Source organism: Egicoccus halophilus, assembly GCF_004300825.1.
Lineage (GTDB): Bacteria > Actinomycetota > Nitriliruptoria > Nitriliruptorales > Nitriliruptoraceae > Egicoccus > Egicoccus halophilus.
In genome coordinates, this window is the sequence record NZ_CP036250.1 from 3,731,373 (window position 1) to 3,746,006 (window position 14,634).

At 74.1% G+C, this 14,634-nt stretch carries 9 protein-coding genes; 6 read left to right on the forward strand and 3 right to left on the reverse strand.

Going from position 1 to position 14,634, the window contains the following annotated elements:
• Positions 1–86 precede the first annotated feature (86 nt).
• From ELR47_RS16990 to ELR47_RS17005, 4 genes are all read left to right on the forward strand, one after another.
• Positions 87–380, forward strand: coding sequence for a PGPGW domain-containing protein (locus ELR47_RS16990; protein WP_130650963.1), 294 nt, complete (start codon positions 87–89; stop codon positions 378–380).
• Positions 381–562: 182 nt separating this feature from the next.
• Entirely contained in the window at positions 563–2,194 is a 1,632-nt protein-coding gene (locus tag ELR47_RS16995) for an EAL domain-containing protein (protein ID WP_130650964.1), read from the forward strand.
• Positions 2,195–2,346: 152 nt separating this feature from the next.
• Positions 2,347–2,535, forward strand: coding sequence for a hypothetical protein (locus ELR47_RS17000; protein WP_130650965.1), 189 nt, complete (start codon positions 2,347–2,349; stop codon positions 2,533–2,535).
• Positions 2,536–2,537: 2 nt separating this feature from the next.
• Positions 2,538–2,777, forward strand: a complete 240-nt coding sequence (locus tag ELR47_RS17005) for a hypothetical protein (protein WP_130650966.1) — start codon at positions 2,538–2,540, stop codon at positions 2,775–2,777.
• A gap of 72 nt (positions 2,778–2,849) precedes the next feature.
• Here the strand turns inward: ELR47_RS17005 and ELR47_RS17010 are convergent, their stop codons facing one another.
• On the reverse strand, positions 2,850–5,633 hold the full coding sequence (locus ELR47_RS17010) for a hypothetical protein (protein ID WP_130650967.1): 2,784 nt from the start codon (positions 5,631–5,633) through the stop codon (positions 2,850–2,852).
• Entirely contained in the window at positions 5,630–6,223 is a 594-nt protein-coding gene (locus tag ELR47_RS17015) for a hypothetical protein (protein WP_130650968.1), read from the reverse strand. The genes ELR47_RS17010 and ELR47_RS17015 overlap by 4 nt, the downstream gene beginning before the upstream one ends.
• Before the next feature lie 141 nt (positions 6,224–6,364).
• Between ELR47_RS17015 and ELR47_RS17020 the strand changes: the two genes are divergently transcribed.
• The gene (locus tag ELR47_RS17020; protein WP_130650969.1) at positions 6,365–9,247 is read left to right on the forward strand and encodes an efflux RND transporter permease subunit; all 2,883 of its coding nucleotides are present in this window, start codon (positions 6,365–6,367) and stop codon (positions 9,245–9,247) included.
• Positions 9,248–9,417: 170 nt separating this feature from the next.
• Here the strand turns inward: ELR47_RS17020 and ELR47_RS17025 are convergent, their stop codons facing one another.
• Positions 9,418–12,654 (reverse strand): RICIN domain-containing protein, encoded by a 3,237-nt coding sequence (locus tag ELR47_RS17025; RefSeq protein WP_130650970.1) that lies wholly within the window; start codon positions 12,652–12,654, stop codon positions 9,418–9,420.
• Positions 12,655–12,885: 231 nt separating this feature from the next.
• Between ELR47_RS17025 and ELR47_RS17030 the strand changes: the two genes are divergently transcribed.
• Positions 12,886–14,601 carry a hypothetical protein gene (locus ELR47_RS17030; RefSeq protein WP_130650971.1) on the forward strand — a complete coding sequence of 572 codons (1,716 nt, stop codon included), beginning with the start codon at positions 12,886–12,888 and terminating at the stop codon, positions 14,599–14,601.
• Positions 14,602–14,634: the final 33 nt, after the last annotated feature.

Genomic DNA, 14,634 nt, shown 5'->3' on the forward strand with positions numbered 1-14,634 from the left:
GGCGGCCGACCGTCGCGTGGCTGCAGCGGAGCGGCAGCAGGGCCGGATCCCGGCGCTCGACGACGGGAGCGCGTAGGCTCCCGCCCGTGAAGCGCACCCTGCTCTCCGGCACGCGCCTCGTGGCCGACACGGTCCTGGGCCATCTCTTGCTGGTCGCCGGCCTGGTGATGCTGGCGACTCCGGGGCCGGGACTGGTCACCGTCGTCGCCGGACTGGCGGTACTCGGGCGACACTACCGCTGGGCGTCACGCCTGCGAACGATCGTGCTTCGCCGCATCCGGGACGCCGGGACGGCGGTGCGGGCGCGGATGGGGCGTCGCCGGGCGGACGGACACGTGGTGCCCGTCGAGGAACCCCACGTGGACCGCGACGCGGCCTGACGCGCGGTGGGGTCCGACGCGTTCCCTGAGCCCGGGCGTTCGTCCCGGCACCGCCCGGTTTTCGGTCCGGCCCGGACGGACTAGTCTCCCAGCGTCCGCAACGCGGGAGACGGACCACGACCGGCTCGGACGACGATCGACGGACGCCGACCGGCCCGGCGCTGCCGAGCCGGTCGCCGTCCGTGCTGGAGACGGCGGCCGACCAGCGCGCCTCCACGCGCGCCGTCGCACTCGCCGCCACGGTCGCGCTCGTCGCGCACCTGGCCGCCTGGCTCCGGCTCGAGTCCGGCGCCACGACGAGCCTGTTGGCCGTCCCCGTCGTCTACACGCTCGCGGTCGTCGCCGCCCTGCTGCTCGCCCACCTGCTCGCCGGTCGCGCCCGCATCGTCGCCAACGACGCCCACCGGTGGCTCTCGGCCGGCTTCCTGGTGACCGGCGGGCTCGTGCTCGCCCAGGGCATCGCGGTCGCTGCGGCCGTCCGGGGTCCCGTGGTGACCCCGATCGACGGGGCCGTCGGCCTCTACCTGCTCTCCCAGGCGGCGATGCCCGTCTTCGTCGCCGGCGCCCTGGTCGTCCCCCGACGTGCACGTTGGCGGTGGGGCGTCGCGGCCGGCTTCGCCCTCGCGCTCGTGGTCGCCGTCCGTGCGCCCGCACCGCTGGACCTGCCGCGCCTGGTCGACCCGGCAGGATCGGTCACCCCGCTGGTGCCGGGGCTGCTGGCCGGGCTGTTGCTGGCACAGGTCGCTGCCCTGGCCGGCTGGCTGTGGCGGACGGGCGCCCGCGCGAGCCGGACCGAACTGTGGATCGGCGTGGGGCTGCTGTTGATGGTCCTCGACCTGGCCGTGGCGATGGGCAGCAGCCGACTGCCCGAGGCCGCGTGGTGGTCGTGGGCGGTGTTGCGCATCGCCCAGTTCGCGGTCCCGGCCGTCGGTCTGCTGGCCGACGACCGGCGCCTGTTGCGACTGCTGCATCACCACGAGGGCCGCCTCGAGGAGCAGTTCGGGGAGGAGTTGCGCCCGACCGCCCCGTCGGCGGCGGCCGTACCGTCGCTCGGTCGTGACCGTCTCGTCGACATCCTCGGCGCGCAGCGGTTCTCCCCCGTCTTCCAGCCGATCTGGTCGCTGACGACCGGTGAGGTCGTCGCGCTCGAGGCGCTCGTCCGGTTCGACTTCGATCCCGCGGCACCGCCCGACCGGGTCCTGGCCGGCGCCGGGCGACTCGGCCTGCGCGTCGAGTTGGAACTGTCGGTCACCGCGCGTGCCCTGGCCACGGCCGCCGGGCTCGCCGCACCGATCGAGGTGTCGGTCAACGTCTCCCCCGACACGGTGGTCGACGACCGGTTCGCCGCCCTGGTCGAGGACCATCCGCGGCTCATCGTCGAGGTGACCGAGCACGACGTGGTCGAGGACTACGGCCGGCTGCGCGAAGCGCTGGAGGGGCTGCGGGCCGGCGGGTGCCGTATCGCGATCGACGATGCAGGGGCGGGGTTCTCGACCCTGCGTCACATCGTGCGGCTGGAACCGGACCTGATCAAGCTCGACCGGAGCCTGACCCGGGACGTCGACGCCGACCCGATGCGTCGCGCGCTGGCGCGCTGCCTGGTCGACTTCGCCGACGAGACCGGCACGGTGCTCGTCGCCGAGGGGGTGGAGCGCATCGACGAGCTGCTGGCCTTGCAGGAACTGGGCGCCCACGCCGTCCAGGGCTACCTGCTCGGCCGGCCGGTGCCGCTGTCCGACGCCGCTCCCGCCGGTGACACGCTCCCGGCCGCCGTGCGGGCGGCCCTGCATCCGCATCCGGTCGGTCGGAGCTGATCCGGAGGTCGTCCGTCCGACCGTACGCGCCGGTGACGAGCGGACCCGCGGCACGGAAGAGTGTCCCTGGACGGACGTCGCTGCTGCCCGCTCTCCGGTGCGTCGTCCCGCGCCTCCCCCCCGCACCGCACCCTGCACGAGGAGTCCGTCGCATGAGCGATGCCCGCCGCCCCGAAGGTCGCGAGCACGAACCGGCGCCGCCGGAACAGGACCTTCCGCAGCAGGAGCTCGAGCGCAGCGAACGCGACGCCGGGGGCGACGCTCCCGCCGCCGGCACGACCGAGGAACGCGAGGCGGTCGCCGAGGACGCCGACGAGCTGTTCGGCGGGGACGGGGACTGACGATGCCAGCCGCCGAACCCACCGGGATCGGGCCGGACCGGGCCCTGGTCGAGACGCTGGCCGACGGCCGCGCCGTGCTGCTCGTCGGCCCCGGACGTACGCCGTTGCACCTGGGCGCCGACGAGCTCCCCGACGACGCCGTCGAGGGCACCTGGGTCGTGCTCGACACCCAGTGCGTTCCCCCGCTGGTCCTCTCCGTCGACCGCGAGCTGACCGACGCCGGACCGTCGACCGCGACCTGACCACGCCCGTGCGGGCGCCCTCGCACGGACCACGGCCGTGCGCGCCGTCGCACGGAGCGGGCACGTCGCTACTCAGTCGGTCAGCCGACGGCGTCGGGCGAGCTCGGCCCCGAGCGTGGCCAGTCCCAGCAGCGCGACCGCGAGGGCCGGGGCGGTGACCGGCGTGGCCGGCGCGGTGGCGAACACGAACCGCAGGTCCCCGTCCTCGTCCCCGTCGGCCGCCAGCAACGACGCCTCGTCCGCCCGCTCGTCGAGGGCGTCGAGCACGGCGAGGTCGCGCTGGGCCTCGACGTTGTCGTCGTCGAGCTGGTCGACCAGCTGCGCGAGCCCCTCGTCGGCCACCTGTTCGAGGCCGTCCACCAGCGCGTCGGCGCCGTCGGCGAGCTCACCGATCCCGGCCAGGGCCTGGTCGAAACCGTCGGTGAGCTCCTCGAGCTCGTCGAAGCCGAGGTCGTCGAGGAACGCGTCGGCGTCGAGGTCGACGGCGTCGAGCAGCCCTGCGCCGTCGGGCAGCTCCACGGCCTCGAGCAGCTCGGCCGGGTCGGGCGCCGCCTCGTCCAGCAGGCCCTCCAGGTCGAGGTCGAGATCCTCGAGCAGCGCGTCGAGGTCCGGCAGGGCGAGCGCGTCGAGCGCCGCGAGGTCGTCGAGGTCGAGCGTGTCGAGCAGGGCCTCGAGGTCCGGCGTGGGCAGTCCCCCGAGCAGCGCGGCGAGGTCGAGGTCGAGGTCGAGCCGGTCGAGCAGGTCGGCCAGGCCCAACTCGGCCAGGCCCAGCTCGGCCGGGCCCAGCGCGCTCAGGCCCAGGTCGCCCACCTGCACGCCCGCGAGCGCGTCGGCGAGGGCGGTCTCCACGCGCGCCGCCACCGGAGCGAGGTCCACGGTCCGGCCGCGTAGCGCCGCCAGCAGCAGGTCCTCGAGCGGCGCGCGTCCGTCGACCTGCTCGGCGAACGCGGCCAACTCCTCGGCCAGGACGGCCACTCCGGCGCGGAGCTCGGACAGGCCGGCGCGGAGCTCGTCGGGGTCGGGCAGGGCCGGCAGGGCCGCCGGGTCGGCGAGTCGTTCGGACAGCCCGCCGGTGCGCTCGGCCACCTCGCCGACGACTCGCGCGGCCTTCACCAGGTGGACGGCGACCGCGTCGGCGACCTGCTCACGCACCTCCTCGGCGTCGTCGAGGGAGACCAGTGCGCGCTCGATCGCGGCGACGACCCCGTCGAGCCCGTCGGCGTGCTCCTCCGGCAGGTGCTCGCGGGCGGCACGCGCGGTGGCCAGCGCATGGTCGAGGTGTCCACGAGCGGCGTCCAACGCGTCGGTCAGCAGCTGCCACGGCAGGTCGGGGTCGGCCAGCTCCCCCGCGAGTTCGTGCAGCGCGGTGGCGAGTTCTCCGGCGAGGGCCGCGAGGGCCGCACGGTCGACGACCGGTGCGTGCGCGGGCGGCGGTTCGAGCGCGTCGACGTGCGCCACGAGGGAGTCGACGACGGCCAGCAACCCGGTGAGCTCGGTCACCAGCCGGTCGACGTCGAGCTCGACGTCGGGCAGGTCGACGTCGAGCTCGTCGAGCAGCAACGTCGCCAACGTGGCCAGATCGAACGCGAGGTCGTCGACCTCCAGGAGCTGGCGCAGCAACAGGACGAGGTCCAGATCGTCGAAGAGGGTCGCGAGCGGCACCTCGCCGACCTCGTCGAGCAGGCCCTGCGCCAGCGCGGCGAGGTCGACGTCCTCGAGCGCCCCGTCCAGAGCGTCGCCGGCCACCCCGGCCAGCAGGGCCTCGAGGTCCGCCGCGTCGAGTCGGCCGACGACGTCCGCGAGGACGTCGTCGAGCAGGGTCGCCGGGTCGGGCAGGTCCGCACCGAGGTCGGGGTCGCCGAGCAGGTCCTGCAGGTCGAGCCCGGCGAGCAACGCGTCGGTGTCGAAGGCGTCGTCGAACAGCGTCTCGAGATCCACCGCGTCGTCGAGCAGTGCCTGCGGGTCGATCTCGTCGGCGAGGCCGGCCAGCGCCTGGTCGATCGCCGCCTGCGGGGCGAGGTCGTCGAACCCGTCCGCCGCCTGGGCGAACTCCTCGGCCAGCGTGTCGAGACCTCCGGCGAACTCCTGCGCGCCACCGGCGATGCCGGTCACGGCGTCCACGAGCGCCGACGCGAGCACGGCCGCGACGGCGTCGAGGGTCGCCCGCTCGGTGAGCAGCGCTCCGGCCGCGTCGAGGACGGCCGCCTCGGCCGACGACACCGGCGTGGCCTCGACCGCGAGCACCGGCGGCGGACCCCCGTCGAGTTCGGCGTCGACACGCAGGTCGGCGCGCTGCGTCCCGAACGGCGGGAACAGCGACGCACTCCACGTCACCTCGGTGCCGCCGCCGAGCGCCGCGCTGCGCCGCGCACCCGACGCGTGCACCCGGGTCCAGGCCGGATCGAGGGTGACCGACACCTCGGCGTGCAGCGGGACGACCACGTCCAGCGTCTCGCGCTGCTCACCGTCGACGCTGGCATAGACGATCTCGCGCGGCGCGGCGGTGAGATTGCGCAAGCGCACGTACATGCTCACGGGCCCGCGGTGACTGCGCAGGTCGGCGGCCGTCAGCGGGGCACCGTCGGCCACGTAGCGGACCTCGACGGTCAGCGGCAGCTCGTCGGTCGGGAGGTCGACCGTGCGGTCGTCGACCCCACCCGGCGCCCCGACGCCCTCCCGGCGGGTGTGGGCCGTGGCCCGCTGCGGCGTGCCCATCTCGTTGAGCTCCACCTCCACCGTCCGCAGCACCTGCCGCTCGATCGGCTCGGTTGCCAGCACCCCGGGGCCTGCTGCCGACGCCAGCAGGACCGCGGCCAGCGGGATCGTGGCGAACGCCGCCCGCGTCCGCCGCATCACGCGCCGTCCGTCGCGTCGTCGTCGGGCGATGCGCCGGGACGACCCGTCCCCCGCACCGGGGCGTCGCGCCCCGCGACCACGGCCTCGCCCAGCACCGCCGGGCCCGCCCCACCCAGTACGACCGCCGCGGCCGACAACACCGACGGCAGGTCGGGGGACCGGCCGTCGGTGAGCACCAGCACCACCACGCCACCGAGCGGCACCGTCCAGCCCGCGACCCACCCCTCGGAGGTCACCGGGCCGAGCAGGGCGCCCCCGCTGAGCACCGCCAGGATCAGCAGCGCCGGGACGACGGCCGGGGGCGAGAGCCAGCCCAGCGCCGCCAGCACCAGCAACGTCGCGCCCCCGCCCAGCGCGGCGCCGACCAACCGGCGCAGCGCCGGACCCGGCGTCCCCAGGCCCAACGCGGCACCGACCGCGACCGCCGACAGCGGCGCGATCCCGGTGGCCACCAACGCCGCACCGATGCCGACCACCAGCACGGCCGGGAGCAGCACGGCCTCGACGTCCGGTCCGCCCGGCCGCTCGGGCCCGCGCCACGACCGGACGTCAGTGGTGGCGGCCGTCGGCACGCTCGGTTCCTCGGTCATGCTGTCCAGCGTGCCAGGCCGGCCCCTGCGCTGGCCGGTGGCCAACGTGTCCGGACGCCCACGCGACGGGGAGGTCCGGCGTCCCTTCTCCGTCGGTTGCCGGGTCGTGCCGCGACCGGCACGCCGGACCGAGAGGAGCGCGTGCAACGCCTGGTCGACGCCATGAGCCGCCTGGTGGAGCGGCGTCCCGGGTGGACGCTGCTCGCGCTCGCGCTCGTCACCGCCGTGCTCGGCGTGTTCGGCGTGCGGCTCGAGGTCGAGACCGACATCGCGGAGTTCGCCGGTGACGCCGAACTCGCCCAGGCGTTCGAGGCCGTCGACGAACGCTTCGGTGTCCGCGGCGGCGGACTGCAGGTCGTCGTCGACGCCGGGATCGGCGGCAACGTCCTCGACGGCGAGGGCCTGCGCGTCGGTGAACGGCTCGAGGAGCTCACCGAACGCACGCTCGGCGACGTGCTGGCCGAGGAGACGCCGCAGCAACCGGCGGTGGTCTCCTACGCGCTTCCGGTGCTCGAGGGCGCCGAGCAACTCGACCTGCCGGTCGAGGAACTGACCGACACGTTCGTCGCGGCGCTGCTGCAGCAGTCGCTGGCCGAGGACGGCGACGAACTGCGCGGTCTGCTCTCGGGAGACCTCGACGTCGAGCGCGCCCGGGCACGCGGCGGGCTGGTGGTCGTCGACCTCGACCCGGAGCTCGACGAGGAGCAACGACTCGAGGCCGGCCTGGCGCTGCAGGAAGCGCTGGACGCCGAGGACACCGGGTTCCTCGACGCCGAACCGTTCAGCTTCGAGCTGTTCAGCCACGAGCTCGAGGAGAGCATGCTGACCGAGCTCCCGGTGCTGCTCGGGCTGTCGGTCCTGTTGATCATGGCGGTGCTGTGGGTGCTGTTCCGCCGACTCGGCGACGTGCTGCTGTCGTTGACCGGGCTGCTGCTGGTGCAGGTGTGGCTGGCGGGCAGTGCGGTCCTGCTCGGTCCGCAGTTCCTCGGCCTGACCGGGCAGTTCAGCCAGATCGCCGTGGCGGTCCCGGTGATGCTCGTCGGCCTCGGGGTCGACTACTCGGTGCACCTCGTCGCCCGCTACCGCGAGGAACAGGCCGCGGGTCGGGATGCGCCCACGGCCGCCGGCGGGGCCGTGCGCACCGTCGGTGTCGCCCTGCTGCTGGTGACCGTCACCACGATGGTCGGCTTCCTCAGCAACGTCACGAGCCCACTGCCGCCGATCGCGGACTTCGGCATCTTCACGGCGGCCGGCATGCTCGGCGCGTTCCTGGTCATGGGTCTGCTGATCCCCTCCGCGCGGCAGCTGCTGGACCGCCGCCGCAGCGCCGACGGCCCGATCGGCGGGGCGGTCGGCGGCGGTGAGGGCCGCCTCGAGCAGGCGATGGCGTCGGTGGCGGAGCTCGCGGTGCGCTTCCCCGTCCCGGTGATCGTCGCCGGGCTCGTCGCGGGGGTGCTGGGCACGCTCGCCGCGATCGATCTCGACACCGAGTTCAGTCAGGAGGAGTTCGTTCCCGACGACGCACGGGTCGGCGGACTGCTCGACCGCATGGACGAGCTGTTCGGTGGTGACGTCACCGAGGAGACGTTCCTGCTCGTGGAGGGCGACTTCACCGACCCGGCCGTGGTGCAGGCGCTGCACGACACCGAGGCGTCGTTGCCCGACATCGACGACGTCCGCACCGTCGAGGGTGGCGGCGTGGACGTGGTCTCCCCGCGCACCCTGGTCAACGAGCTCCGGGAAGGCGCGGAGGTCACCCGCGAGCGGTTGGTCGAACAGGCCCGCGTCGCCGTCGGCGAGCAACCGGTCGAGGACCTGCTGCCGCTGCCCGACGCGATCGGTCGCGAGGAACTGCCCGACGAGGGCGGGTTCGGCACCGACGGGATCGACGACGGGGAGTACGACCTCGGCGGGGACGGCGTCGACGCCCCGACCGGTGACACCCGTGCCGGCGGGGGCATCGACGAGGACGAGCTGCAACGGCGGCTCCCTCCCGGCGTCGACGAGTCGGACGCGCTGCTCGGACTCCTCGACGACGAGGAGGTCGCGCAGGCGCTCGAACAGGGCGCCGAGGAGGAGTTGCGCGAGGACCTGCTGGGCACGCTCGGCGAGGACACCGCCACCGCACTGGCCGCCACCGAGCCGGGCGAGGTCGATCTCGCCCTGCTCGAGGCGATCGGCTACCCGCTCGAGGAGCTCGAGGAGAGCAGCCGGGAGCTGCTCGCCCTGGCCGTCGACCTCGAGGCCGCCGGCTGGTCCGGCGAGGCCCCCGACGACGACGCCGACCTCGACACGGTCTACGACCGGGTGACCGACCTCGCCCACGACGCCCTCGACCAGGTGCTCGACGAGGGTCGCACGCTCGCGCTCGTGATGGTGCCCACCGAGGCCGGCGAGGAGGACGCCGAACCGCTGGCGGACGCCCTCGAGCAGGCGGCCGCGCCGCTCGCCGAGGTCGCCGACGACGTGCTGGTCGTCAGTGAACAGCTCGTCGTGCAGGAGACGCTGGACCTGCTGATCGAGGCGCAGACGGAGAAGATCCTCTACAGCCTCGGCACGGCGCTGCTGCTGCTGGTCGTCTACGAGACCGTGCGCAGCCGACGGCCGATGCTCGGCGTGATCACGATGGTGCCGACCGTCTTCGCCGTGCCGATCGTGCTCGGCGTCATGTGGTTGATCGGGCTGCCGTTCAACGCGCTGACGGCGACGATCGCCTCGGTGGCCATCGGCTTCGGGGTGGACTACGGCATCCACCTCAGCAACCGGTTCCAGGAGGAGTCGGCGCGGGCCGGGAGCTCCGAGCAGGCGGTGCGCGAGACGGTCCGGCACACCGGGGCGGCGCTGGCGGGCTCGGCGATCACGACGACGCTCGCGTTCGGGGTGTTGATGCTGAGCGACCTCGAGCCGATCGTGCAGTTCGGCGGCATCACCGCCCTGACGATGGCCGCGGCACTGGTCACGACCCTGGTGGCCCAGTCGAGCTGCCTGCTGCTGTGGGACCGTCACCACCGCGCCCGGGCCTGAAGGTCGTCACCGGCGCGGGGGCTCCCGTTCTGGTCGGCCAGCGGCCGGGGCGTCGGGTCGAACCGGGCCGGTCGGCGCGACGTGCCGTGCGGTGGACCGGCCGAGGCCCCGCCCCTCGACGGGGGCGGGGCCTCGTGTGGTGTTGCCGCAGCGGTCTCGCCGTGCCGGTCTCAGGAACGGCCGGGGCTCGTCGGCGCGATCGTGTAGGTGCGCGAGGTCGTGCCGTCCTCGCTGACGATCGTGACGGTGGCCGGGACCCGCGCCCGCGTCGGCTGGTCGACCGTGACGGTCGCGTACGGGTCGGCCGCGACCGCCGTCACGTGACCGACGCGCACGCCGCCGACGGTGTACTCGGTGACCTCGGGTGCGAACCCGGGCACCGCGACCCCGTCGACCGCGATCGTGGCGGCCTCGGCCACGTCCGAGACGCCCGGTGCGGCCGCCAGCACCTGGATGGCGCTGACCGTCATGTGCGTGTTCGGACGGGCCGCCAGCACGACGCGCACGTCGTCGGTGACGACCGGGTCGAACCCGACCGACACGACCGGGGCGCCACCGTCGTCGGCGGTCACCGGCACGACGCCGGAGACGTCCTGCCACGTGCCGTCCGCGTCGCGGGCCTCGACCCGCAGCGACTCGGCCCAGCTCTGGTGCGAGCCGTCGGCGTAGAAGTGCGTCACGACCTCGCCCACGGTGTGCGGTTCGGGCAGGGTCACGGTCAGCGTGTCGCTGGCGTTCTTCGTGCCCGAGCGCCAGTTCGACCACGCCTTGTCGTCGAGGACGCCGTTGATCAGCCGGGCCGCGCTGTAGCCGGGCTCGGTGAAGCTCGCCGACGCGGTCGTGCCGGGCGTCAGCGCCGCGTCCTCGGTGAAGACCGGCTCGGTCACCTGCACCCGCACGGTGGCGGGCAGCTGACGACCGTCGCCGGCGTCCGCGACGCCCTCGACCGTCACCACACCGGGCGACGAAAACCGGCTCGCGTCGACGTCCTCCCACACCACCGGGCGCGGGACGGGCCGGTCGAGCCGGCCGACGGCGTCGACGGTGTCGGGCAGGTCCGGCACACCGCCGACGAACGCCTTGGCTCGGGCCGGGAGGGTGTCGGTCAGGGTGTCGACGACCACGGTGGCCTCGACGCGGTGCTGGCGTCCGGTGAGATCGGTCGCCACGCCCCGCACCGTGTGGGTACGGATGGTGCGCCACACGCCGTCGCCCGGCAGGTTCCAGTCGACGTCGATCGGGGCACCGGTGCTGCCGTCGCGGCGGAGCGGCACGACCGTGTCCGGCATCGTCGGACGCGTATCCGGTGTGGTGAAGACCTCGACCGGCTCGACGTCGACGACGGTCTCGTCGACGATCCGCCAGCGCTGGTTGTTCCCGGAGTTGGCGAGCCAGACGCCCACACCGGCGCCCTCGGCCGTGGACTGGCCACCGACCTCGAGGAGCCGCTTGGACGCGACGTTGACGAGCGTGTAGGTGCCGTCACCGGTGGTGGACAGGATCCACTGGGCCGTCGGGTCGTCGGCGGCGTCGACGGCCACCAGTCGCACCCCGCCGTCGTGGACGGCCAGCTGTCGACCGTCGGTGACGCTGGACACGGCGTAGCGGCTGCGGGCACCACGGTCCTCGCCGATCCGCTCGATGGCGAACAGCTGCGAGGCGTCCGCCTCGGTCCGGCTGCGGATGACGACGGCGTCGCCGGACGGGGTGAGCGAGCGGCCGCTCTGCACGCCCTCGAGCCGGTAGACGTGACCGGACTGGATCAGCGCGGCGTCGTCGGCCACGCCGGAGACCCCGTCGACCACGAGCGTGGTCACGGACTGGGCGGGAACGCGCACCACGGCGGTGCCGTCGGCGACGGCCACGGGTGCGTGCTCGACCAGCGAACCGTCGGCGTCGGTCACCACGGGGGTGACCGTGGCGTCGGCCGCGACGTCGGCGAAGCCGGACAGGTCGAGCTCGACGGCCCGGGCACCGGCGGTCGCGTTGACGTGCACGAGGTTCACGCCGGTGTCGTTGACGGCCGCGACCGAGTTGGCGTCGTTCGTGCCGACGAAGACGTCCCCGGGACGCAGGAAGTGGGTGAAGTTGCGGGCCGAGTCGAACTTGCGGTTGACCTCGATCTGGCAGGTCTCGAGCGTGTCGTCCTCGGTGCAGTCGAACGGGACGTGGATCTTGCCCCAGTTCATCCCGGCGGCCGACTCGCCGCCCGGCGCCATGTTGTCGTAGTCCTCGACCGGCTGCCAGAACACCCACGCGGACGGCTCGAGCTCGCGCATGTCCGACACCATGTGCTGGGCCAGACCGAGCGCGGGCACCATGCTCTCGAAGTCGCGGTAGTTGAGCCACGACCCGCCGACCTCGCTCATCCACAGCCGCTTGTCCTCGCCCTTGGCGATGTCGCGGACGGCGGTGCGCTGGCCGGTGCCGTAGGTGTGGACGTTGAGCTGCTCGACGTGCTCGCGGACGTCCTCGGCGTAGGCGTTCCAGTTGGTGAGGAACGTGCCGGGGTTGGTCTCGTCCATCGCGGCGATGACCGCGTCGGTGTCGGCGTCGGCGAGTTCGTCCGCGAGCGCACGGATCACCTGCTGCTGACGACCCGGTCCGACGTGGGCGCCCTCCTGGCGCCCGCCGACCGGTTCACCGGAGGCGTCGAGGGTGGTGGACCAGTAGTTGGTGTTGGGCTCGTTGAACGGGTCGATCGTGTCGACCTCGATGCCGTGGGCGTCCTCGAGCCGCTCGACCACACCGACCAGGTAGGCCACGAAGTCGTCGATGGTGTCGGGGCGGATCTGCTCGGCGGTGGCGTTGAACCCGCCGGAGACGTAGCCGCTGACGGTCTGGAAGTACGGCGGCGAGTTGCTGAACGCCTCCCAGTGGTCGATGTCGTCCCTGATGCGATCGACCCACCAGCGCTGGGTGGCGTCGGCGTCGTCGTTCCAGTGGTCGGGGTCGTTCGGGTCCCACCAGTCCCGGTCGGTGCGCGTGGTGCCCTCGGGTGCCTGCCACCAGCCCTCGACGGCGCCGCCGGGGCGCAGGTAGTCCTCGACGTCGGGCGCGTTGCCGCCACCGACGTTGTACCGGGCGAGGTTGAGGCGCAGGCCTTCGTCGCCGAAGACGAGGTCGTAGAGGCGTTCGCGGATCTCGTCGGGGTAGTCCCCGGTCGCGTTGGCGAACCACACGAGGCTGGTCCCCCAGCCCTCGAAGGTCTCGCCGTGGTACGAGGGGTCCGGCCGGACCGTCACGGTGGAGGTGACGTCCTGCGCCGTGGCTGTCGCGGCATCGCCGACCTCGTTCGCGCCGGGTTCGGCCGCGGCCGGGAGGCCGAGTCCGGCGACCAATGCGGCCGCACCGAGCCCCGCCAGGCCGCGACGGCCGAGCGCCGTCCTGCCAGCTGACTGTCTCATGCTTCTCCCTGTCGTCCGACCCGCCCACCGACATCGTGCGGGGACGGGTGCCCACCGGATGCGTTCCCCCGGCGGCCGTGCTGCGCTCCCGCGACCCCCGTCCCGACGGAGGCGTCGCACCGACGGAGTCGCGCCCGCATCCTTGCAGCGACTTGCGGAATCGTCAAACAAATCCTTCGCTTGCTTTCGCATAAGAAAGCCGGATCGAGACACCCGGCCACCACCGCTACGGTGGCGGGTCGCCGTGCGCCGCCCGCGATCGAGGACGCCGTCACGACCGCGAACCCCTCCCCGCGCCCGGCCGCCGCCGGTTGGCATCCGACGTTGACACGTGCGGTCGACCGGATCGGTGCGCCCACCGCGGCCCTGGTCGGGCTGGTGGTGGCCGGCCTCGTCGTCCTGCCGGCCTACCGCTGGCACCTGACCCCCGACGGGGTCGCCTACCTCTCGATCGCCCGGCACCTGGCCGAGGGACGTTTCCTCGACGCGGTCAACCCGTACTGGTCACCGCTGCTGTCGTGGCTGCTCGCGCCGCTGCTCGCGGTCGGGATCCCGCCGCTGGTGGCCTTCAAGCTCGTCGGCATCCTGGCCGCGGTCGCCGCCCTGCTGGCCGTGGACCGGCTGTTGGTCACCACCGGCGCGGACCGGGTGGCCCGAGCCGTCACGCTGCTCGGAGCGGTGCCCCTGCTGGTGCACGCCGCCGTCACCTGGATGTCCCCGGACCTGCTGGTCGCCGTCCCGGTGCTGTGGCTGACCGACCGGGTCGTGCGACGACGGTGGCAGCGTTCGACGCCGGCGGCCTTCGGCACCGGCGCACTCGCCGGGGTCGCCTACCTCGCCAAGCTCTACGCGCTCCCGGTCGTCGCGGTGGTCCTCGCGGTCGCCGCCCTGCTCGCACTGCGGCGCGAGGGCCGCCGCACCGCCCGACGCGTCGTCGCGCTGGCCGCCGGGCTGGCCACCGTGCTCGCCACCTGGGGCGGGATCCTGTCGTTGGTGGTCGGCGCGCCGACCCTCGGCACGGCCGGCAGCGTCAACGTCGAGGTGCTCGGGCGCGGGACGCAGGGACAACCCGTGCTCACGCAGGGCCTGTTCGTCCCACCGACGCCCTTCGCCATCAGCGCCTGGGAGGACCCCTCGCAGCTGATCCCCAGCCCCTCCAGTGACGAGGAACGTGCCCCGCTCGAGCGGCCCGCCTCGCAGGGTGACGGCGCGTCGTCACCCGACGTCCCCGGGGCCGGGCGGTGGTACGGCCTGGTCGACAACGTGGCCGAGAACCTGCGACGGACCGCCGAGGTGGCCGGGACGTGGTGGCTGGCGGTCGGCGTCGTCCTGGTCGGTGCCGTCGCGGGCCTGGTGCGGCGGCGACACACCGTCGGCGGGCCCGCGGACGCGCGGCTGCTCGCCGTCGTCGGGGTCGCCGCGGTGTGGGCCGGGGGCCTGCTGCCGCTGGTCGTCCACGCCCGCTACCTGTGGGTGTCGATGCTCCTGCTGCTCCCCGTGATCGCGGCCGGGCTCACGCGTGCACGCGGTCGGGCCGTCCTCCCCGTGTTGGCCGCGGCGGCCCTGGTGGCCTGGGTCGGCCCGTCGGTCGCGGAGCTCGATCGGCAGCGGCAGTTCGGCCCGGGCATCGCCGCGTTGGCGCAGGAGTTGCGGGCGGCGGGCATCGCCCCGGGTGACCGTCTGAGCTCCGACCGCCACTGGGGCATCGGCGCGACGGTGTGCTTCCACCTCGACTGCCGCTACCACGGGGTGCCCCGGCAACCGACCGACGGACCGGCCCTGGCCGCCGAACTGGCCGAGCACGACATCGACTGGCACCTCGGCTGGGACTCGGTCGAGGCCCCGTCCCCGGCGTCGGCGGCGTCCCGCGCGGCCGTCGAGACCGGTGAGGGCGCGGTGCTCTACCGCCTCGACCACGCCCGAGCGCGAGCAGACGGGACCGGCTGACGTCGGCCCCGGACACGCGATCGCCGGTGCCCG

What these genes read in the sequence shown, in the direction of transcription:
- ELR47_RS17005 (WP_130650966.1), top strand. Translation starts at nt 2,538, where the DNA reads ATGCCAGCCGCCGAACCCACCGGGATCGGGCCGGACCGGGCCCTGGTC.
- ELR47_RS17000 (WP_130650965.1), top strand. Translation starts at nt 2,347, where the DNA reads ATGAGCGATGCCCGCCGCCCCGAAGGTCGCGAGCACGAACCGGCGCCG.
- ELR47_RS17025 (WP_130650970.1), bottom strand. Translation starts at nt 12,654, where the DNA reads ATGAGACAGTCAGCTGGCAGGACGGCGCTCGGCCGTCGCGGCCTGGCG.
- ELR47_RS17015 (WP_130650968.1), bottom strand. Translation starts at nt 6,223, where the DNA reads ATGACCGAGGAACCGAGCGTGCCGACGGCCGCCACCACTGACGTCCGG.